The 20,782-nt window shown below is 69.7% G+C and carries 16 protein-coding genes and 2 rRNA genes (1 of these 18 only partly in view); 8 read left to right on the top strand and 10 right to left on the bottom strand.

What is annotated here, in order from left to right:
* The 4 genes from TSH58p_RS26595 to TSH58p_RS26580 all read left to right on the top strand — a co-directional run bounded on the left by TSH58p_RS26595 (position 1) and on the right by TSH58p_RS26580 (position 5,803).
* Positions 1-2,247, top strand: a complete 2,247-nt coding sequence (locus tag TSH58p_RS26595) for a response regulator (RefSeq protein WP_109070793.1) — start codon at positions 1-3, stop codon at positions 2,245-2,247.
* Positions 2,244-3,344, top strand: coding sequence for a chemotaxis protein CheB (locus TSH58p_RS26590; RefSeq protein WP_109070792.1), 1,101 nt, complete (start codon positions 2,244-2,246; stop codon positions 3,342-3,344). Before TSH58p_RS26595 ends, TSH58p_RS26590 begins: the two co-directional genes overlap by 4 nt.
* The gene (locus TSH58p_RS26585) at positions 3,341-4,141 is read left to right on the top strand and encodes a response regulator (RefSeq protein ID WP_109070791.1); all 801 of its coding nucleotides are present in this window, start codon (positions 3,341-3,343) and stop codon (positions 4,139-4,141) included. The genes TSH58p_RS26590 and TSH58p_RS26585 overlap by 4 nt, the downstream gene beginning before the upstream one ends.
* A 90-nt stretch (positions 4,142-4,231) precedes the next feature.
* A complete protein-coding gene (locus TSH58p_RS26580; RefSeq protein ID WP_109070790.1) occupies positions 4,232-5,803 on the top strand; it encodes a hybrid sensor histidine kinase/response regulator in 1,572 nt (523 codons plus the stop codon).
* Positions 5,804-5,838: 35 nt separating this feature from the next.
* On the opposite strand, the gene TSH58p_RS26575 is transcribed toward TSH58p_RS26580, so the two are convergent.
* The 5 genes from TSH58p_RS26575 to fdnG form a co-directional block, all read right to left on the bottom strand.
* A complete protein-coding gene (locus TSH58p_RS26575; protein WP_146205897.1) occupies positions 5,839-6,678 on the bottom strand; it encodes a hypothetical protein in 840 nt (279 codons plus the stop codon).
* A 75-nt stretch (positions 6,679-6,753) separates the two neighbouring features.
* On the bottom strand, positions 6,754-7,572 hold the full coding sequence (gene fdhD / locus TSH58p_RS26570) for a formate dehydrogenase accessory sulfurtransferase FdhD (protein ID WP_109070788.1): 819 nt from the start codon (positions 7,570-7,572) through the stop codon (positions 6,754-6,756).
* A gap of 235 nt (positions 7,573-7,807) precedes the next feature.
* The gene (locus TSH58p_RS26565) at positions 7,808-8,440 is read right to left on the bottom strand and encodes a formate dehydrogenase subunit gamma (RefSeq protein WP_109070952.1); all 633 of its coding nucleotides are present in this window, start codon (positions 8,438-8,440) and stop codon (positions 7,808-7,810) included.
* Positions 8,437-9,384: a formate dehydrogenase subunit beta gene (gene fdxH, locus TSH58p_RS26560; protein WP_109070953.1), complete on the bottom strand. Its 948-nt coding sequence runs from the start codon at positions 9,382-9,384 to the stop codon at positions 8,437-8,439. Before fdxH ends, TSH58p_RS26565 begins: the two co-directional genes overlap by 4 nt.
* A 3-nt stretch (positions 9,385-9,387) precedes the next feature.
* The gene (fdnG, locus tag TSH58p_RS26555) at positions 9,388-12,453 is read right to left on the bottom strand and encodes a formate dehydrogenase-N subunit alpha (protein WP_109070954.1); all 3,066 of its coding nucleotides are present in this window, start codon (positions 12,451-12,453) and stop codon (positions 9,388-9,390) included.
* 526 nt (positions 12,454-12,979) lie between these two features.
* On the opposite strand from fdnG, the gene fdhE reads away from it, so the two are divergent.
* Positions 12,980-13,879 carry a formate dehydrogenase accessory protein FdhE gene (fdhE, locus tag TSH58p_RS26550; RefSeq protein ID WP_109070955.1) on the top strand — a complete coding sequence of 300 codons (900 nt, stop codon included), beginning with the start codon at positions 12,980-12,982 and terminating at the stop codon, positions 13,877-13,879.
* Positions 13,880-13,906: 27 nt separating this feature from the next.
* Here fdhE and TSH58p_RS26545 read toward each other — a convergent pair whose 3' ends face one another.
* Both TSH58p_RS26545 and TSH58p_RS26540 read right to left on the bottom strand, forming a co-directional pair.
* Positions 13,907-16,030, bottom strand: coding sequence for a cache domain-containing protein (locus TSH58p_RS26545; RefSeq protein WP_109070956.1), 2,124 nt, complete (start codon positions 16,028-16,030; stop codon positions 13,907-13,909).
* Between the two features lie 44 nt (positions 16,031-16,074).
* The gene (locus TSH58p_RS26540) at positions 16,075-17,565 is read right to left on the bottom strand and encodes a sigma-54 dependent transcriptional regulator (RefSeq protein ID WP_109070957.1); all 1,491 of its coding nucleotides are present in this window, start codon (positions 17,563-17,565) and stop codon (positions 16,075-16,077) included.
* Between the two features lie 216 nt (positions 17,566-17,781).
* On the opposite strand from TSH58p_RS26540, the gene TSH58p_RS26535 reads away from it, so the two are divergent.
* Together TSH58p_RS26535 and TSH58p_RS26530 are read left to right on the top strand one after the other, a co-directional pair.
* Positions 17,782-18,540 (top strand): class II aldolase/adducin family protein, encoded by a 759-nt coding sequence (locus TSH58p_RS26535; protein WP_371732456.1) that lies wholly within the window; start codon positions 17,782-17,784, stop codon positions 18,538-18,540.
* A 42-nt stretch (positions 18,541-18,582) separates the two neighbouring features.
* Positions 18,583-18,771, top strand: a complete 189-nt coding sequence (locus TSH58p_RS26530) for a 4-oxalocrotonate tautomerase (RefSeq protein WP_109070958.1) — start codon at positions 18,583-18,585, stop codon at positions 18,769-18,771.
* A gap of 87 nt (positions 18,772-18,858) precedes the next feature.
* On the opposite strand, the gene TSH58p_RS26525 is transcribed toward TSH58p_RS26530, so the two are convergent.
* The gene (locus TSH58p_RS26525) at positions 18,859-19,161 is read right to left on the bottom strand and encodes a hypothetical protein (RefSeq protein ID WP_109070959.1); all 303 of its coding nucleotides are present in this window, start codon (positions 19,159-19,161) and stop codon (positions 18,859-18,861) included.
* A 147-nt stretch (positions 19,162-19,308) separates the two neighbouring features.
* Here TSH58p_RS26525 and TSH58p_RS26520 point away from each other — a divergent pair, with 147 nt between their 5' ends.
* Positions 19,309-19,545, top strand: coding sequence for a hypothetical protein (locus tag TSH58p_RS26520; protein ID WP_109070960.1), 237 nt, complete (start codon positions 19,309-19,311; stop codon positions 19,543-19,545).
* A gap of 152 nt (positions 19,546-19,697) precedes the next feature.
* On the opposite strand, the gene rrf is transcribed toward TSH58p_RS26520, so the two are convergent.
* A 5S ribosomal RNA gene (rrf, locus tag TSH58p_RS26515) occupies positions 19,698-19,813 on the bottom strand.
* A 130-nt stretch (positions 19,814-19,943) separates the two neighbouring features.
* Positions 19,944-20,782: ribosomal RNA gene (locus TSH58p_RS26510) — 23S ribosomal RNA — on the bottom strand; it runs 1,921 nt beyond the window's last position.

The following is a 20,782-nucleotide window of genomic DNA, read 5'->3' as shown; positions in this document are numbered from 1 at the left end:
ATGAACGACATCCGCACACGCCTGCTCGCCGCCTTCGACCTGGAGCACAAGGAGCATCTCGCGGCCATCCGCGAAGCCCTGCGCGCCGTGGAGAAGAACCCGGCGCACCACCCCGATCTGGTGGAGATCCACCGCCGCGCCCACAGCCTGAAGGGGGCCGCCCGCGCCGTGGACCTGCCGGAGGTCGAGCGGCTGTCCCACTGGCTGGAGGCCGCCTTCCTGGCCATCCAGCGCGGCACCGTGCCCTTCGACGCCACGGCCCGCGACGTGGTGCGCCGCGCGCTCGACGCCATCGAGGACGTGGTCGCCTGGGCGACCCGCGGCGGCGGCGAGGTGGACATCGCCGAGGTGCTGGCCGCGCTGACCCGCATGGGCGGCGAAGGCGGCGGGCCGGAGCCGGTCCAGCGCCGCCCGGACGCGGGAGCCACCCCCGCCACCCCTCCGTCCGCCGCGCCGCGCCCGGTGCACGCCGCCGGTTCCGCCGAAGGCGCGGCCCTGGTCCGCATCCGCAGCGCCGGGCTGGAGCGGCTGTTCACCGCCGCCGCCGGCCTCCTGCCGGAGATCGAGAACCAGTCCGCCCTGGTCGCCGAACTGCGGGAGCTGCGCGGCGAATGGCGCGCGCTGGAACGCAGCTGGCACGCCATGCGGCCCCGCCTGCTCCGCGGCCCCCACGACGTTTCGGGGTCCGGCGGCACCAGCTCCTTCGCGGGCGACGAGACGGCCCTGCGCCTGTCCTCCTTCGAGCGGCGGTTCCGCGCGCTCGGCGCCTCGCTGGACGCAGCGCACCGCGCCCATGACCGCCATCTCTGGTCGCTGCGCCGCTGGGGCAGCGGCTTCCAGGACGAGGTGCGGCAGCTCCGCATGCTGCCGGCGGAATCGCAGTTCAGCAACCTCGGCCGCATGATCCGCGACATCAGCCGCGCCCAGGGCAAGGAGGTCGAGGCGGACATCCGCGGGCTGGAGACCCAGGCCGACCGGGTGGTCCTGCAACGGCTGAAGGACCCGGTGCTGCACATCGCGCGCAACGCCGTCAGCCACGGCGTCGAAACCCCGCAGGAGCGGGTGGCCGCGGGCAAGCGCGCCGCCGCCACCGTCCGCTTCGAGGCCTCGGTGGTCGGACGCCGCCTCGTCCTGCGCGTTGAGGACGACGGGCGCGGCCCGAACCGCGAGGCCATCGCCCGCCACGCCGTCGAGCGCGGCCTGCTGGGCGCCGACGAGGCGGATTCGGCGCCGGAGGAACGGCTGCTCGACCTGATCTTCGAGCCGGGCTTCTCCACCGCCCCCACCGCGAACGAGTACGCCGGGCGCGGCATGGGCCTCGCCATCGTGCGGCGGGAGGTGACCCGGCTCCAGGGCTCGGTGACGCTGGCGGCGCGCGAGGGCGGCGGGACCGTCGTCACGGTGGAGGTGCCGCTCAGCCTGCTCAGCCAGCGGCTGGTCTTCGTGGCGGTCCAGGACGACATCCTGGCGATCCCCAGCAACGACGTGGCGCGCGTCCTGCGCGCCCCGGCGGACACGCTGTTCACCGACCTCGCCGCCCCGACCATCCGGCTGGAGGAGGAGGACGTCCCGGTGACGCCGCTGGCCGCCCTGCTCGGCTACGACGGCGCCATGCCGCAGGGCAACGGGGCGCCGCTGGCGCTGGTCATCCTGCGCGCCGCCGGGCGGCGGCTCGCGCTGGTCGTGGACGCGCTGATGGCCACCCGCGACTCCGTCGTCACCCCGGCGGAGGAGGTGGGAATCGACGCCGTCCGCTTCCTCGGCACCGTGCTGATGGACGACGGATCGCCGGCCCTGGTGCTGAACCCGGCGGCCCTGTCGCCGCGCCCCGGCATGGCCCTGCCGCCGCTGGTCCGCCCGGTGGACGAGTCGGCGCGGCGGCGCCCGCACATTCTGGTGGTGGACGATTCAATCACCACGCGAACCCTGGAAAAGAGCATCCTGGAGGCCCATGGTTACCGGGTCACGCTGTGCGTGGACGGGCGCGAGGCGGTCGAAACACTTGGCGAACTGGAGGATGTGGACCTGATCATCAGCGACGTGGAGATGCCGAGGATGGACGGGTTCGCCCTGCTCCAGGCCGTCAAGGGCAACCCCATGACCTCCGACCTGCCGGTGATCCTGGTCACCTCGCGCGCCAGCGACGAGGACCGCGAGCGCGGGCTGGACCTTGGCGCCGACGCCTACATCGTCAAGACCCGTTTCGACCAGAACGAGCTTCTGGCCGGCATCCGGCGGCTGCTGTGACCGGCGCCCGCAAGATCCGCGTGCTGGTGGTCGAGGACTCGCCGGTCGTCCAGCAGCTGCTCGCCCACGTCATCGGCGAGGACCCGCGCCTGGAACTGGCCGGCATCGCCGCGTCGGGCGAGCAGGCGCTGCGCATGGTCGACTCGCTGCGGCCGGACGTGGTGTCGCTGGACATCCGCCTGCCGGGGATCGACGGCTTCGCCGTGACCCAGCGGCTGATGCGCGACCACCCCGTGCCGATCGTCGTGGTCGCCTCCGACGTGCGCGACCTCGACATCCCGATGCGGGCGCTTCAGGCCGGGGCGCTGGCGGTGGTGGAGAAGCCGGGCAGCATGGCCCGCGCCGACTATCAGACCGTCGCCCGGCATCTCTGCACCCAGCTCACCATCATGAGCCAGGTGAAGGTGATCCGGCAGCGCGGTCGTCCGCGCAACGGCGACGAGGAGCCGGGCGGCACCGCCGGCCGCGGCAAGGGCGCCGCCGTTCCGAAGCCCCCGCCCCTGCCGCCGTCCGTGGCGAAGCGGCAGTTCCGCGCGCTGGGGATCACCGCCTCGACCGGCGGCCCGGCGGCGCTGGTCAAGCTGCTGCGCGGGCTGCCGGCCAACTTTCCCCTGCCCGTCTTCGTCGTGCAGCACATCGGCGCCCCCTTCGTGGCCGGCTTCGCCTCCTGGCTGGGGTCGGTCACGCCGCTGCCGGTGGCGCTGGCCTCCGACGCGCCGCACCGGCCCGGCCATGTCTATGTCGCCCCCGGCGAGCTTCATCTGACCGCCGAGCCCGGCGGGATGCGGCTGGTCCACGGCGATCCGGTCTGCGGCCAGAGGCCGTCCGGGGACGTGCTGTTCTCCTCCCTGGCCTCGGCCTTCGGCGCCGCCGCCATCGGCGTGCTGCTGACCGGCATGGGGGAGGACGGCGCGCGCGGCCTCGCCGACATGCACCGGGCGGGCGCCTACACCATCGCGGAGCATGCCTCCACCGCGGTCATCCACAGCATGCCGGGGACCGCGGTCCGGCTGGGAGGCGTTACCGAGGAGCTGCCCATCGACAAGGTGGCGGCCCGTTTGCTGGAACTGGTTTCGACGGGAGTAGAGCCCTCATGAGTGGACCCAGGGCGCTGATCGTCATCGCTTCGCAGACACAGGGGCTTCTCCTGAAGCTGATGCTGGAGGAGCAGGGCATCGAGGCGAGCTGCGTCGAAACGGTGGAGCCCGCGGTCGCGGAGCTGGCGCGCCGCCCCTTCGACCTGCTGATGGTGGAGGCCGACGGCGAGGCCGCCCGCACCCTGACGGAGCTGCGGCGGCGCTGCCCGGCCCCCGCCCTGCTGCTGGGGTCGGCGGAGCGGGCGGCGGAGTCCGGCGTTCCCGCCGACGTGCAGTGGGTGGATTCCGCCGATTCCCAGGGCGTGGTGCAGCAGGCCATGGCGCTGCTCGACCGGCGCAACGCGCCGCCGACCGTGTCCGACATCCTGCGGCGGGCGCGCATCCTGGTGGTGGACGACAGCGCGACCTACCGCGAGTTCCTGCGCGCCGAACTGGAGGAGGACGGCTGCCACGTCGTCGCCGCGCGCAACGCCGACGAGGCGGTGGCGGCGCTGGAGGACGGCGGGCTGGACTGCGTGATCCTCGACCTCGTGATGCCCGGCACCAGCGGCACCCAGCTCTGCGAGCGGTTCGACCGCTTCCGCCGCCGGCGCGGCCTGTTCTTCCAGATCGTCATCCTGACCAGCCAGGAGGGCGACGACCGGCTGACCGCCAGCCTGACCGCGGGCGCCGACGACTTCGTGGGCAAGTCGCAGCCGATGGACATCCTGAAGATCCGCCTGATGGCGCTGCTCCGCCGGAAATACATGGTGGAGGACCATCTCGCCCGCCTGTCCCCGCCAATGCCTTCCGCATAGAAGGCGTATAGGGCTTTCAGGCGCTTTCATCCCCAGTGCACCAAAGGTTAAGGTGCTTCACCTTCAGCTCCAGCGGTTAGTGAGACCGACGTGACGCTTCGGCACAGGAACACGACCAGCATCGACGCCGCGCCCGCGGAGACGGAGTGCGTGGAGAACGCGCTGCGCGTCTGCCACGCCGCCGCGCTGCCGGCCTTCGTGCTGACCGGGCCGCCGCACGCCGCCACGCTCTTCCCCAACGACGCGCTCTGCACCCTCCTCGGCAAGGAGCCCGCGGCGGGCGGGCAGCCGGCCCCGGCCTGGTTCGGGCCGGTCTGGCCGGCGGTGCTGGGCGCCGTCGATCCGCTGTTCTCCGGCGACACCGAGGAGCCGGTCGGCATCGAGCTTCTGCCCGTGGGCGACGCCGATCCCGCGGCGTTCCAGGGCGTGCCTCTGACCCAGGACGGGCGGACCGTCGCCATGCTGGCCCTGGCCGCCCAGGCGGCCCCCGACGACCGGGTCGTCGCCCGCATGGAGCGGGCGATGCGCGCGGAGATCGAACGGACCACCGCCGCGCGGTCGCGCTTCCTGGCCTCGGCCAGCCACGACCTGCGCCAGCCCTTCCAGGCGATGCGCCTGTTCCTCGACGCGCTGTGCAGCCAGATCAGCGACGAGAAGGCGCTGAGCACGGCCGAGATGCTGGGCAACGCCATGACGGCGGGCGAACGGCTGCTGAACGCGCTGCTCGACATCTCCACCCTGGACGCCGGCACGGTGACGGCGGACCCGCAGCCCGTCGCCCTGGACGAGCTTCTGAACCAGCTCGTCGAGGAGTTCCGTCCGCAGAGCGAGGAGAAGGGCCTGCGCCTGCGCGCCCGCCTGTGTCCCGGCACGGTGGAGACCGACCCGGTGCTGTTCGGTCGGGTGATGCGCAACCTGCTGACCAACGCCATCCGCTACACCCGGCACGGCGGCCTGCTGCTCGCCATGCGGCGGCGCGGCAACCGCTGGCGCGTCGATGTCTGGGACACCGGCTTCGGCATCCCCGAGGAGCAGCTGACCGCGATCTTCGACGAATTCCACCAGCTCCAGAATCCCAACCGCGACCCCAATCGCGGGCTGGGCCTGGGTCTCGCCATCGTGCGCCGGCTGGCCGAGCTGCTCGGTCTTCAGGTCGAGGTGCGGTCGCGCATCGGGCGCGGCACGGTCTTCTCCGTATCGCTGGAGGCGGCGAGCCCGCTGGCCGAACCGCCTTGCGGCTCCCCCGCCCCGCCGCCCTCCGCCGCGACGGCCCCGCTGCTGACCGGGATGACCGTGCTGGCCGTGGACGACGAGGCCATGGTGCTGACCGGCCTCCAGATGATCCTGGAAAGCTGGGGCTGCACCGTCGCCGCGGCGAGCGACATGCGGGAGGTCTTCGCGGTGCTGGACGGGTTGCCGGAGCCGCCGTCGGTGATCCTGACCGACCTGCGGCTGCCCGGAAAGGTGTCCGGCTTCGACGTGATCGACCGGGTGCGCCGCCTGTACGGGCAGGAGATTCCCGCCGTTGTGCTCAGCGGCGAGACGGCCCAGAGCGCCCTGCTGGAAGGCCAGCGCCGCGGCTGCTCCTTCCTGCACAAGCCCCTCCACCCCGGCGACCTGCGGCAGGTCCTCGAACGGCTGCGCGTCGGCGACCGGACTTAGCCGAAGGCCCAAGCCCCGGACGAGGAGGGGCGCCGTCAGGGCGCCTGGTGATGCTCCAGCCAACGGTCGCAGCATTTGTTCTGCCCGTTGAAGCAGGATTGGTTGATGTCATCGCGCATGGCCCGGTAGGCGATGCGCTGGTCCTCCCCGGTGCTGTTCGTCACCGTCGGCTCCCAGATGGCCAGCTTGTTTGCGATCAGGTTGAGGACCTCATGCCGGGGATGGACCCAGGCCCCGAAGCCGGGAAAGGAATCGAAGTTCCGGCGGCAGTCTTCCGTCTCCGCTTTCGACAGGCGGATGTAGATGCGGTAGACGGGATGGGTCGCCCAGGCGTCGGCCCATTTCAGGATCGATTTCCGGGCCTTGAGCATCGCCGGGCCTTGCGGGTTGACGTGGTTGGCAAGCTCCTGCCAGTTCACGTGCGACGGCGTCGTGGCGACCTGGACGAGCAGGTCCTTGAGCTGGTTGGCGTAGGCCAGCGCCTTGGGCAGCGCTCCCTCCGCCTCCCAGCCGCCGGTGTCCATGGGATCGTCCACCCGCATCACATTCTCCGCGCCGGGAAAGACGTTGCCGAAGGCCCAGAGGATCCGCTCCATCAGCGCTTCGATCCGGGCTTGCGGGTCCGGGGTCGGCGCGATCACGGCGTTGTTCACCGCGTAGGTGCCGACATTGATCAGGTAGCCGTCGCTGCTGGCGTCCACGGCCTTGTTGCGGAGATCGAGCAGGATGTTCTGCGGGCAGATGTGGTGATCGGTGACCACGCTGAGATTCGCAAGCCCGTTGAGCTGGGCGGCGTCCTGGACGCTGTCGCGCCACCCGGCGAAATCGAGTGGCTTGGATTTGGTGTTCTTGATCGCGGCCCTGTCGAGTGGCATCGGGGTCTCCGTCATCCGGCTGGTATTCCCCAGACGACGGAGCGGCGCCGGCCGTGACGCGTTCCGCGCAACCGCCTACGCCCAGCGGTCGCCGTGGCTGTAGACGACCAGCCGGTTGCCGCGGGCGAAGCCGGCCAGCGACACGCCGCAGCTCTCCGCCATGCGCACCGCCATGCCGGTGGGGGCGGAGATGGCGACCAGCCCGCTGATGCCAAGCCGGGCGGCCTTCTGCACCAGCTCGTAGCTGGCGCGGCTGGAGGTCAGGACGAAGCCGCCCCGCCGGTCCACGCCCGTGCGCACCAGCCAGCCGATCAGCTTGTCGAGCGCGTTGTGGCGGCCGACATCCTCGCGCACCGCCAGGATCTCCCCCGTCGCGTCCACCCAGGCGACGCCGTGGGCCGCTCCGGTGGCGCGGTGCAGGGTCTGCCGCTCGGCGAAACGGGCCAGCGCCCGCTCCACTGCGCCGACCGACAGCCGCCCGCCGGGCGCGACCGGGCGGCCGGACCGGGCGATGGCCTGGAGGCTTTCCACCCCGCAGACGCCGCAACCCGACCGCCCGGCGATGCTCCGCCGCTTGCCCTTCAACGCCATGAAGCGCTCCATCGGGATCTCCATGCGGACCTCGATCCCGTCGCAGCCCTCCACGACCCGCAGACTCTCCAGCTCCTCCGCGTCGGCGATGATCCCCTCCGTCAGGGAGAAGCCGAGGCCGAACTCCTCCAGGTCGTCTGGGGTCGCCAGCATCACCGCGTGGACGATGCCGTTGTAGGCGATGGCGACGGGCACCTCCTCCACCACCGCGTCGTCGCAGAGCTGGGCGTCACCGGGCCCCAGCCGCAGCACGGTCATGCGGTGGGTGGTGGAGGGCGCTGCGACGTCGATGGCGAGGCTCATGGCGGTGTCCTGCTCGGTGGAGGAGAGGCGGTGAACGGGACGAACGGCCCTCGCCCCCCCCCGGGGAGAGGGAGGGGACCCGCCGCATCAGCGGTGGGGAGGGTGAGGGGGCTGGTGCGCCCTTGGCGCACCGCCAAGGGGCATGCTGCCCCTTGGCAATCCCCTGGCATGGACGCACCGCCCATGCTGCCCCCTCACCCTAACCCTCTCCCCGGAGGGGAGAGGGAACTGCCGGTCACGAGTGCCCGGTTTCCTTGCCGGTCACCTGACGGAACCAGCGCGGATGGTGCTTGCGCGCCCAGGCATGGGTGACCACGCCCTCGACCATCGCGCGGATCGTGCCCTGCACCCACAGCGCGGCGTAGACATGGACGATGATGCTGGCGATCAGCACCAGCGCGCTGGCGGCGTGGACCAGAAGCGCCACCCGGATGACCGGGATCGGGAAATAGCCCGCGAAATAGGGCCGCCACGCGATCACGCCGGACACCAGCAGCAGGATCATGCACAGCACCATGACCCAGAACATGCCCTTCTGGCCGCCGTTGTAGCGGCCGATGTCGCCGACCTCGTTGCCCTTCATCACCTCCTTCACCGACATCATCCACGTCACATCCTCCTTGTTGATGAGGTTGTGGTGGGCGTAGCGGAAGAACTGGCGGGCGAAGGCCAGGACCATCACCACCCCGACGAAGGGATGGACGATGCGGGCGAGCTGCGGCGTCCCGAACACGCCGGTCAGCCAGAAGAAGGCCGGGTAGAAGAAGGCCAGCCCGGAGATGGCCAGCAGCACGAAGCAGACCGCCACGATCCAGTGGTTGATGCGCTCCGCGGCGCAGTAGCGTTGGATCAGTTTTTCCGTCTTCACAGCGCGTTCTCCCGTTCCTCGTTCTTGATCCCGTGGGCGTGCTTCGTTCCCTTGGCGGGCGGAAGCGGCGGCGTGCCGTGGTCCGCCTCCTCCTCGTCATCGGCGCGGTTCGGGCCGACCGTGATGTAATGGAAGAAGCCGAACAGGCCGGCGGCGGCGACGCCCAGGGTCGCCAGCGGCTTCAGCATGCCCTTCCACACCCCGACGACGGCGCTGATCGACGGGTTGTCCGGCAGGCCGGAGTAGAGCGTCGGCTTGTCGGCGTGGTGCAGCACATACATGACGTGGGTGCCGCCCACCCCGGCGGGGTCGTAGAGGCCCGCCTGGTCGTAGCCGCGCGACTGGAGGTCGGTGATGCGGGTCTGGGCGACCTCGATCATGTCCTCCTTGGAACCGAACTGGATGGCCCCGGTCGGGCAGGTCTTGACGCAGGCCGGCTCCTGCCCCACCGCCACGCGGTCGGAGCACAGGTTGCACTTGTAGGCCTTGCTGTCGGCCGGGCTGAGGCGCGGCACGTTGAACGGGCAGCCGGAGATGCAATAGCCGCAGCCGATGCAGTTCTCCTGGTGGAAGTCCACGATGCCGTTCTTGAACTGCACGATGGCGCCCGGCGACGGGCAGGCCTTCAGGCAGCCGGGGTCGGCGCAATGCATGCAGCCGTCCTTGCGGATCAGCCACTCCAGCTTGCCCTTCTCCTCCACCTCGTTGAAGCGCATGACCGTCCAGGCCTGCGAGGACAGGTCGGTCGGGTTGTCGTAGACGCCGACGCAGGTGCCGACCTCGGCGCGCAGCTCGTTCCATTCCGAGCAGGCGACCTGACAGGCCTTGCAGCCGATGCAGACCGTGGTGTCGATCAGCTTGGCCACTTCCTGCGGGTTGCGGGCCTGCGGGGTCGGCGTCGGGGTGGCGGACCGGCGCAGGATATCGAGGGATTGCAGTGCCATGACTTACGCCACTCCGATCTTCTCGACGTTCACGAGGAACGCCTTGTATTCCGGGGTCTGGGTGTTGCAGTCGCCGACCGCGGGCGGCAGCGTGTTGGACAGGAAGCCCTTCTTGGCCACCGTCTCCCAGCCCCAGTGCAGGGGGATGCCGATCTGGTGGATGGTGCGGCCCGCCACCTTCAGGGCCTTGATGCGCTTGGTCACCACCGCCTTGGCCTTGATGTGGCCGCGCTTGGAGGAGACCTGGACCCAGTCGCCGGCCTGGATGCCCTTCTCCGCCGCCAGCGTCTCGCCGATCTCCACGAACTGCTCCGGCTGGGCGATGGCGTTCAGCCGCACGCTCTTGGTCCAGAACTGGAAATGCTCGGTCAGGCGGTAGGTGGTGCCGACGTAGGGGAACTGGTCATGGGTGCCCAGCCGCTCGCGGTCGGCCTTGAAGATGCGGACCGCCGGGCTGCTGACCACCTTCGGGTGCAGCGGGTTGGTGCCGAGCGGGCTTTCCATCGGCTCGTAATGCTCGGGGAAGGGACCGTCCACCAGCTTGTCGGTGCAGAACAGCCGCCCGACGCCCTCCGGGTTCATGATGAAGGGGTTCATGCCGTCGGCCGGCGGCGAGTCCACCTTGAAGTCCGGCACGTCGGCGCCCGCCCAGGCGGTGCCGTTCCAGGAAATCAGGGTGCGCTTGGGGTCCCAGGGCTTGCCCGACGGGTCGCAGGAGGCGCGGTTGTAGATGATGCGGCGGTTGGCCGGCCACGCCCAGGCCCAGCCCGGCGTGTTGCCGAGGCCCGCGTCGGTGTTGTCGCGCCGGGCCATCTGGTTGCCCGCCTGCGTCCAGCAGCCGGCGAAGATCCAGCAGGCGCTCATCGTCGTGCCGTCGTCGCGCAGCAGGGCGAAGTTCGGGATCTGCTCGCCCTTGCGGGCCAGGAACTTCGTCGGGTCCTTGGGGTCGGGGATGTCGGCGAGCGCGCGGCCGTTCAGCTCCTTCGCCAGCTCCTCCGGCGTCGGCTCCAGCGGGTTCTTGTAGGGCCAGGAGAGGTTGAGGATCGGCTCCGGCGCGGTGCCGCCCTCCTTGGCGTAGAGGGTGCGGACGGCCATGAACAGCTCGGCCAGGATCTCCTGGTCGGTCTTCGCCTCGCCCGGCGGGTTGGCGCCCTTCCAGTGCCATTGCAGCCAGCGCGAGGAGTTGACGATGGCCCCGTCCTCCTCGGCGAAGCAGGTGGAGGGCAGGCGGAACACCTCGGTCTTGATCGACGCGGTGTCGACCTCGTTGACCTCGCCGTGGTTCTGCCAGAAGGAGGCGGTCTCCGTGGCGATCGGGTCGATCACCACCATGTATTTCAGCTTGGCGAAGTCCGCCGCCGTCTTGCGCGCGTCGGGGAAGGAGGTCAGCGGGTTGAAGCCCTGGACGATGAAGCCGTTGACCTTGCCGTTGTGCATCAGGTCCATGACCTGCAGCACGTCGTACATCTTGTCCCACTTGGGCAGCCAGTCGTAGCCCCAGTCGTTGTCCTTCGTCGCCTTGTCGCCCCAGAACCATTTCAGCAGGCTGACGAAGAATTTCGGCGTGTTGGCCCAGAAGTTGAGCTGGCCCGGCGCCTGCGCCTTCGGCGCGGTCTTGGCGATGTAGTCGGCGAAGGTCGGATGCGCCTTCTCCGACGGCAGGGTCAGGTAGCCCGGCAGGTTGGTGGACAGCAGGCCAAGGTCGGACAGGCCCTGGATGTTGGAGTGGCCGCGCAGCGCGTTGACGCCGCCGCCCGGCATGCCGATGTTGCCGAGCAGGAGCTGGATCATCGCCATGGTGCGGATGTTCTGGGCGCCGACCGTGTGCTGCGTCCAGCCCAGCGCGTAGAGGATCGTTCCGACCCGGTCGCGCACCGCCGTGGAGCCGAGATGCTGGCAGACCCGCAGGAAGCCGTCCTTCGGCGTGCCGGTCAGGTCCTCGACCACCTCGGGGGTGTAGCGCGCGTAGTGGGCCTTCATCAGGTTCCACACGCAGCGCGGATGCTGGAGCGTCGGGTCGGTCTTCGCCGTCGCGCCGTCCGCCTCGACCTCGTAGTTCCAGGACGTGCGGTCGTACTGGCCCTTGGCCGCGTCGTAGCCGCTGAACAGCCCGTCCTCGAACCCGTAGCCCTCCTTCACGATGTAGGCGGCGTTGGTGTAGGCGCGGACATAGTCCCACTGGATCTTGTCGTTGGCGACCAGCCAGTTGATGACTCCGCCCAGGAACACGATGTCGGACCCGGCGCGGATCGGCAGATACTCGTCGGCCACCGCGGCGGAGCGGTTGTAGCGCGGGTCGACGACGACGATGCGCGCGCCGCGCTTCTTCGCCTCGACCGCCCACTTGAAGCCGACCGGGTGCGCCTCCGCCGGGTTGCCGCCCATGATCAGGATGAAGTCGGCGTTGGAGATGTCCACCCAGGTGTTGGTCATCGCCCCGCGCCCGAAGGTCGAGGCCAGCGCCGACACCGTCGGGCCGTGGCAGACGCGGGCCTGCGCGTCGGTGCCGACGATGCCCAGCGAGCGCATGACCTTCTGCGTCAGGATGCCCGTCTCGTTGGAGGAGGCCGAGGCGGTCAGCATCGCCGTGGACAGCCAGCGGTTCACCGTCACGCCGTCGGCGGTCCTGGTGACGAAGTTGGCGTCGCGGTCGTCCTTGATGTGGCGGGCGATGCGCTCGATCGCCTCATGCCAGGAGATGCGCTTCCAGCTGTTGGACCCGGCCTCGCGCACTTCCGGGTATTTCAGGCGGTTCGGGCTGTGGATGAAGTCCAGCAGGCCGGCGCCCTTCGGGCAGAGCGAGCCGCGGCTGACGGGGTGGTCGGGGTCGCCCTCGATGTGGATGATCTCGGCCTTGGCGTTCTTGGCGCCGTCGCCCAGGCTGTACATCAGCAGGCCGCAGCCGACCGAGCAGTAGGGACAGGTGTTGCGGATCTCCTTGGCGCGGGCGAGGCGGAACTGGCGCACCTCGGCCAGCGCCTCGGACGGCAGGAAGCCCAGAACCCCCATGCTGGAGGCGGCGAGACCGCCCGCCGTGACCTTCAAGAACTGCCGCCGTGATACCTGCATGGGTGTGATGGGCATGAAACCTCCCTGATGTCAGATGTGCCGGCCCGGCGCCTGGGCGCCTGGAACCGGGGGCGCCGCACCGCCCGGGGTTGACCCGGCCGAAAGGGCGCATCCCCCAAAGGGCAGATTCCGTGCCAGCCGGGGCCATGGGCGGAATGCGGGGAATTTGCTGGGGCGGACGGACGGAACGGCCATGCCCGCACCAAGCCGAGGGACATTTTGTCCAGCCGGCGATGGACAAAATGTCCCTGACGTTTGTGTGGAGGACAATCTGTCGGGGATTCGCACGGCGCCTCAAATCCCTCGCCCCCCTGGGGACAGGGGTGGCGCCGAAGGCGCCGGGTGAGGGGGGCGGCCGCAGGCCGTAAGCGCTCCCACCATGCAGCGTGTCTCCGCCCTTGCGGGCGCCCCCTCATCCTGACCTTCTCCCCGGAGGGGAGAAGGGAGGTGAGTGCCGCCCCTGGCACCGTTCTTGCGCTGTGCTATCCCTTCTCACCCCTCGTGATCCGTGACCGGGAAAGCCACCATGACCGCCTCCTCCGCCGACGCCCCGATTTCCGAAGCGGCGATGTCCGAAGCGACCGCCGCAGCCATGGCCGCCGCCGGTCTGGTGCCGGGCCAGTCGCCGTCCCCGCTGCGCCTGCCCGACACGGCGCTGTTCGCCCGGCGGGCGGTACGCCTGCGCACGCTGGCGGAGGGGCACGCCATGGGCGACTGGCTGCGCTTCGTCGCCACGCTGGCCGACGCCCAGGCGGCGGTGGCCGCCACCCCCGCCGCCCTGCCGCCGGAGGAGCAATGGGCCGCCGACCTGCGCGCCCTGGCCGCCCGGCTGGACAGCCTGCCCGGCGGCGCGCGGGAGGTCCTGGCCGCCCTGGCCGCCACCGACCCGGACGCTCTGGAGGCGCTGGCCGGACGCTGGGCCGGCGACGCGCTGGAGGACGGCGACCTCGCCGCCGCGCCCTTCCTGGCCGCGGCCTTCCAGACCGCCTGGACCCGCCACGCCGCCACGCTCGACCCGGCGTCGGTCACCGCCCACGCCACCGCCGCCGCCTGCCCGGTCTGCGGCGGCGCGCCGGTCGCCGGCGTGCTGCAGGTCGGCATGGAGAGCGGCGGCCTGCGCTACCTCCATTGCGGGCTCTGCCACACCGCCTGGCATCATGTGCGCTCGTCCTGCGTGGCCTGCGGCGACGGCAAGGACGTCTCCCAGCGCTTCGTCGAAGGAGCGGACGGCAAGGAGCCCAACGGCGCGGTGCGGGCGGAGACCTGCGACGCCTGCCACAGCTATCTGAAGCTGCTGTTCCTGGAGAAGGCGCCGGACCTCGACCCGGTGGCCGACGACCTCGCCACCCTGGCGCTGGACCTGCTGCTGGGCGAGGAGGACTACCGGCGCATCGGCGTCAACCCGTTCCTGGCCGTCGCCGGGTAAAGAGGCGCCGGGTAAGAAGAGAGCGCGTCAACCCCCCGCGGTGATCCGCTGGGCGGCGAAGAAGGGCGCGGTCGGCTGGTCGGAATAGACGGCCTGCCGCCGCAGCCACAGGGTGAAGCGGGTGCCGCGCCCCGGATCGCTCTCCACCGTGATCCGCCCGCCGTAGCGCTGGACGATGGCGTAGCTGATCGACAGGCCGAGCCCTGTCCCGGTCTGCTTCTTGGTGGTGAAGAAGGGGTCGAAGATGCGGGCCAGATCGCCCGCCGCGATGCCGTGGCCGGTGTCCTCGACCCCGACCAGCACCCCTTCGAACGGCTCCGCCCCCGGCAGCCGGTCGTCCGGACCGATGTCCCGGCTGTCCAGCGTCAGGCTGCCGCCCTCCGGCATCGCCTGCATGGCGTTGACGATCAGGTTGATCAGCACCTGCTGAAGCTCGCCGCGGTTCATCTCCACCGGGCCGCCCGCCTGCGTCTTCAGCGCCACCGTAACCCGCGCCCGGTTCAGGTTGTGCCGGGTCAGCACCAGACAGTCGGACAGCACGCCGTTCACGTCCGTCGGCTCGGCGTAGCCCGCGAAGTCGCCGGGCCGGGCGAATTGCAGCAGCTTCGTCACGATGGCGTGGATGCGCCGGGTCTGCTCGTCGATCAGACGGACCTCCTGGCGCACCGGCTCGATCCCGTCGCCCAGCACCTCGCGCAGCAGGTCGAGGTTGCCCTGGATTACCGCGACCGGGTTGTTGATCTCGTGCGCCACCCCGGCGGTCAGCTCGCCGATGGCGGTCAGCTTCTCGTTCATCACCAGCTGCTGCTGGGCGCGGCGCAGGGTGGCGTTGGCCTCCTCCAGCGCGGCGGTGCGCAGCGCCACCTTGCGGTCCAGTTCCTCGGCGGAGCGCTGAAGCTCCCACCGCCGCGCCGCCACGGAATCCAGAAGATGGTCGAAGGCGCGGGCCAGCCGGCCCAGCTCGTCCCGGCTGGCGGTGGGGCCGATGCGGGCGGAATCCTCGCCCCTCTCGATGCGGACGATGACGCCGGCCATGCGCTCCAGCGGGCGGAAGATGGCCCGCGCGCCGCGCAGGCCCACCAGCGTCCCCAGCCCCGACACCAGCAGGAACAGCAGGAACAGCCCGGCCAACGCCTTGTAGAGCGTGTCGCGCAGCGGCGATTCCAGGAACCCGACATAGAGCATCCCGATCCGCCGCCCGGCGGTGTCGGCCAGCGGCTGGTAACCCGACACATAGGTGTCGTTGACCACGAAGGCCGAGCCCAGCCACGGCTCGCCGCGGCCCAGCACCTTGTCCGCCACCGCCTGCGACGCGCGGGTGCCCAGCGCCCGCTGGCCCTCGAACAGCCGCACGTTGGTGGCGATGCGGGTGTCGCCCAGGAACAGCGTGGCGGTGCCCTGGCTGCCCAGCGGCAGCGAGGCATCCTGATAGACGATGGTGTTCAGCCGGTCCACAATGCCCTGGTTGCCGTTCAGCAGCACCCCGCCTTCCAGCACCCCGAGCAGCCGCCCGTCCGGCCCGTCGAAGGGGATGGCGACCTGGATCACCAGCCCGCGATCCTCGGCCCCTTGATTTTCGACATTGCGCGGATCGGGCCGGGCGGCGCGGGTCGGCACCAGCGGCGTGTGGGCGGCCCGGCGCAGGGCCGGGTTCAGCGCCTCCAGCTCCGCCGGGGCGAAGACCTCCAGCCCATGCTGGGCATAGCCGTGCAGCGCCTCGCGCACCACCGACCAGCCGCTGCGGTCCGCCGGAACGGCGAAGGACCCGCCCGCCCGCACCATGCCCCCGGCGTCGAGCAGCAGCAGATAGTCCAGCCCGTGCTCCTCCGCCTCCTCGTCGAGCAGCCGGCGCAGGTCGGCGGGCGTCCCGCGCTCCAGAACCCCTCGCTCCAACAAAAGGGCCAGCCGGTGGGACGTCGCCACCCCTTCCAGCCCGTTGCGCAGCGACATCTGCACCCGGTCGAAGAACTGCCGGGCCGTTCCCAGGTCGGAGCTGACCTTGTTGACCAGAAGCTGGTCGTAGCCCTGCGTTCCCCAGGCCCAGACGATCATCAGCAGAACCGGCGCGCCGACCAGCAGCGGCGCCAGCACCAGCGCCAGCAGCTTCAGCCGGACCGACTCCGCGTAGGCCGCCGCCAGCCGCGTCAGCATATTGGGCCGGGGCGGATTGGAACGGGACGCATGGGATGGAGGCGTCACACCCCCCATTCCACGCATTTGCGGTCCAGCGTCTTGCGCGACACGCCCAGCAGGTCGGCGGCGCGCGTCTTGCTGCCGTCGCAGCGCGCCAGCACGGTCAGGATGTGGCGCTTCTCCACCTCGGCCAGCGGCAGCACCTCGCTGTCACCGTCCATGCGGACGTGGCGGACCGGACAGGGGGCGCAGGGCGGATTGCCGGCGACCGCGGCCGCGCACAGGCTGGGGTCCGCCGCCAGGCCGGCCTCCACCGCCGCGGCGTTGGCGGTGTCCAGATCGTCCAGCGGGAACTCGCCGAGCAGCAGCGACCGCTCCACGAAGTTGCGCAGCTCGCGCACGTTGCCGGGCCAGGAATGGCACATCAGCGCCTTTGTGACCTCCGGCGTCAGGGTCAGCGGCGGCACGGCCAGCCGCACCGGCAGGAAGCGCATGAACAGGGCCGCCAGCTCCGGCACGTCCACCGAGCGCTGGCGCAGCGGCGGGATGGTCAGAGTCATCACCTCCAGCCGGTAGAACAGGTCCGGGCGGAAGCGCCCCGCCGCGGCCTCGGCCTTCAGGTCGCGGTTGGTGGCGGTCACCACGCGGACATCGACCGGCACCTCCTGCTCGCTGCCCACCGGGCGGATTCGCCGCTCCTCCAGGACGCGCAGCAGCTTGGATTGCAGGGTCAGCGACAGCTCGCCGATCTCGTCCAGGAACAGCGTGCCGCCGTGGGCGTAGTAGAACAGCCCCTTGCGCGCCTCCTTGGCCCCGGTGAAGGCGCCGCGGGCGTGACCGAACAGCTCCGCCTCGATCAGGTCGGCGGAGATCGCCGCGCAGTTCACCGCCACGAAGGGCCGGTCGGCGCGCGGCGACAGGTCGTGCAGCGCGCGGGCGACCAGCTCCTTGCCGACGCCGGACTCGCCCTGGATCAGCACGGTGGACGGGGTCGGCGCCACCCGCTGCACCAGGGAGCGCAGCCGCATCATGGCGTCCGACCGCCCGACGATCTCGTCGCGCCCGCTGTCCTTCTTCGACAGCTGCCGGCGCAGCACGTAATTCTCGCGGGTCAGCCGGGTGCGCTCGACGCAGCGGTCGATGGAGTTGAGGATCTGCTCGACCCGGAAGGGCTTCAGCACGAAATCCGCTGCGCCGGAGCGCAGGGCGTCGATGGCCGTGTCCATGTCGGCGAAGGCCGTGACCAGGATCACCTCGCCTGCGTAGCCACCGGCCATCAGCTCCTTCAGCCAATCCAACCCCGATCGGCCCGGCAGGGCGACATCGAGGATGATCACCTCGGCGTGGATGCGCTCCAGCTTCAGCGCGCCCTCCTCGGCGCTGCCCGCCACCTCGACCCGCCAGCCGCGCCGCTCCAGCGCGCGGGACAGGAAGCTGCAGATGCCTTCCTCGTCATCCACCACGAGAATGGAAGGTTTGGAGCGATCCTCCGCCCGGCCATCCTCCGGCGCGCCGCGGTCGGACGGGGGAGAAATCGGAGCGGTCATGGTCATCGCTGGGCACTCGGCGGCGGAAAGCCCCGCATTCTAGGGGACCACAACCAGGGCGGGCCAGTGATTTCCGAAATCCGGAATAGTCCCAGCGTCCCGCTTGGACAACCGCGCCGCGCCGTGCGACGCTCTTCCGCTCATCGCAGAGACCGGGAGCCGACCGTGACGGACACCAGCGGATCATTCATCCATGCCGGACCGCGCCTCGCCGGCGCCGGCATCAGCGACGCCGGCATCGGTGAGGCCGGCATCGGTGAGGCCGAGTGGCGGGCCCGGGTCGATCTCGCCGCCGCCTACCGTCTGGTCGCCGAGCGCGGCTGGGACGACCTGATCTACACCCACATCTCGCTGGCCGTGCCGGGGGAGCCGGGGCGCTTCCTCATCAACCCCTTCGGCCTGACCTTCGACGAGGTGACCGCGTCCAACCTCGTGAAGATCGACATCCACGGCGCCATCATCGGCGACAGTCCTCACCCGGTGAACGCCACCGGCTTCGTCATCCATGGGGCGGTCCATGCGGCGCGCGAGGACGCCCGCTGCGTCATGCACCTCCACAACGAGGCGGCGGTGGCGGTGTCGATGCTGAAGGACGGCCTTTTGCCGCTGTCCCAGCACGCCCTGCGCTTCCACGGCGTCCTCGCCTACCACCGGTACGAAGGGCTGGCCCTGACGGAGAGCGAAAAGGTCCGCCTCGTCGCCAATCTCGGCACCCGGCGGGCGATGCTGCTCCACAACCACGGCAGTCTGGTGACCGGGCGCACGGTGGCGGAGGCCTTCTGCCTGATGGACATGCTGGACAAGGCGTGCCGGATGCAGCTCGCGGCGCAGGCGACCGGCGCGGAACTGGTGTCGCCGCCGCCGGAGCTGTGCGACAAGACCTACCGGCAGCTCACCGCCGATCCCGAGCCGGAAGGCGAACTGGAATGGCCGGCGCTGCTGCGACGCCTGGACCGGCGCTGCCCGGACTACAAGAGCTGAGTTTCCCGGACCGCGGTCCGCAACAGAGGGGATGGATAAACGATGCCGCTGATCAACGTTCAGCTTTTCGAAGGCCGCACGCCGGAGCAGAAGCGCGCCTACGCCAAGGCGCTCACCGACGCCTCGGTCGAGGTTCTCGGCTGCAGCCCGGAAGCGGTCGATGTCATCTTCCACGACGTGAAGAAGAGCGATTGGGCCAGCGGCGGCAAGCTGTGGTCCGATCCCGAGTAACGTCGGTTTCCCGGATGCCCATGGGAGGCACTGCTCACCCCATGGGCATCCGGACAAAAATCAGGCAATCCATCCCTTAGCCTGCGCTCAAACCGCGCCCACCGTCTTTCCCGTCAGGCGATAGACCGCGGTGGCGACCGCCCGATCCTCGCTGACACCGACCTCCAGGCGCCGGTCGATGTAATTGCCGAGAAACTCCACCAGCGCGTCGCGGGTGACCGACTGCACCCACTGCCCATAGCGGCCATAGGCTTGCAGCGTCCAGAATTCCGAGGCCATCAGCGCCGAGCGGACGGTCTTGGACGAGCCGTCCCAATGCGACCACATAAAATCGATGGCACTCTGAGCGACCGTAATCACCAAACCGGCATTGATTCCGCGTGACGCCATCGTAGTCTCCCTCTCAGCTTGCCGAGCGGACGCTCGTGAACGGAAATTTGTTCAGCAAAAGCAATGCCAGGGAGATTGGAGCAGGAAGCCGTACCTCGTTCGGATGCGATTCGCCGGAAATCCAGACCAGACACGGGAGGAGTGGCCATGAACACGCAGGAAGAGCAACGGGCGCGCGACGCGCTGAAATGCATCGACCGCGATCTCGACGCGCTCGACATCCAGATTGCCGCCTTGCAGGCGCGGCAGCGATCCGGAACCTCCCTCGACCAATACATCCGCGTCCGCGACGCCCTGCTGACTGAGGCCCAGACGATCCTGATCCAGCTCGACAACTCGTCAGGCCGTTTGTCCCCTCCCCCGCCGCAGGCGGGGGAGGGTTAGGGTGGGGGCCCGTGTCGACACCCCAAGCACAACGAAAAGCCGGCGCTTCCCACAAGGAAAAGCGCCGGCTTTGTCGTTCATGAAGCCGATTGTCAAGTGTGTGCGAAACCTGCTCCGTCCACGTCCTGGCTGGTTTGGCGTGTGCCGTGGTGACCTGGCGGCGACCTACTCTCCCACGTCTTAAGACGCAGTACCATCGGCGCTGAGGCGTTTCACGGCCGAGTTCGGAATGGGATCGGGTGTTGGGAGCCTCGCCATGACCACCAGGTCACCAAGGCACACGCGAACCATCCAGACAGGGACGGCAGAGGTGTCAATGATCGAGGACGTTCTTGCATTCTTGCGGTGTTGGCTCGTGCGCCCAGGGCTTGCCGCTGCGCGCGGGCCGCCTGCTGGGAAGGATCAAGCCGATCGAGCGATTAGTAAGGCTCAGCTTCAGGCGTTGCCGCCCGTCCACATGCCTCCTATCGACGTGATGGTCTGTCACGGCTCTCAAGGGAGTTCTGGTTTAGAGGTGGGTTTCCCGCTTAGATGCTTTCAGCGGTTATCCCGTCCATACTTAGCTACCCGGCCATGCCACTGGCGTGACAACCGGTGCACCAGAGGTATGTCCATCCCGGTCCTCTCGTACTAGGGACAGATCCTCGCAAAACTCCGACACCCACGGCAGATAGGGACCGAACTGTCTCACGACGTTCTAAACCCAGCTCACGTACCACTTTAATCGGCGAACAGCCGAACCCTTGGGACCTGCTCCAGCCCCAGGATGTGATGAGCCGACATCGAGGTGCCAAACGACTCCGTCGATATGGACTCTTGGGAGTCATCAGCCTGTTATCCCCGGCGTACCTTTTATCCGTTGAGCGATGGCCCGTCCACATGGAACCACCGGATCACTATGGCCGACTTTCGTCTCTGCTCGACTTGTCTGTCTTGCAGTCAGGCGGGCTTATGCCATTGCACTCGTCGAGCGATTTCCGACCGCTCTGAGCCCACCATCGCGCGCCTCCGTTACACTTTGGGAGGCGACCGCCCCAGTCAAACTACCCGCCATGCAGGGTCCCGGCTCCGGATCAACGGAGCGCGGTTAGATGCCAGAGACCTCAAGGGTGGTATTTCAAGGTTGGCTCCGCCCGAGCTGGCGCCCGGGTTTCCTAGCCTCCCACCTATCCTACACATGAGATCCCTAGCACCACTGCAAAGCTGTAGTAAAGGTGCACGGGGTCTTTCCGTCTGA

The organism is Azospirillum sp. TSH58 (assembly GCF_003119115.1).
In the GTDB taxonomy this organism is placed as follows: domain Bacteria; phylum Pseudomonadota; class Alphaproteobacteria; order Azospirillales; family Azospirillaceae; genus Azospirillum.
This window is presented reverse-complemented; position numbering and strand designations above follow the sequence as displayed.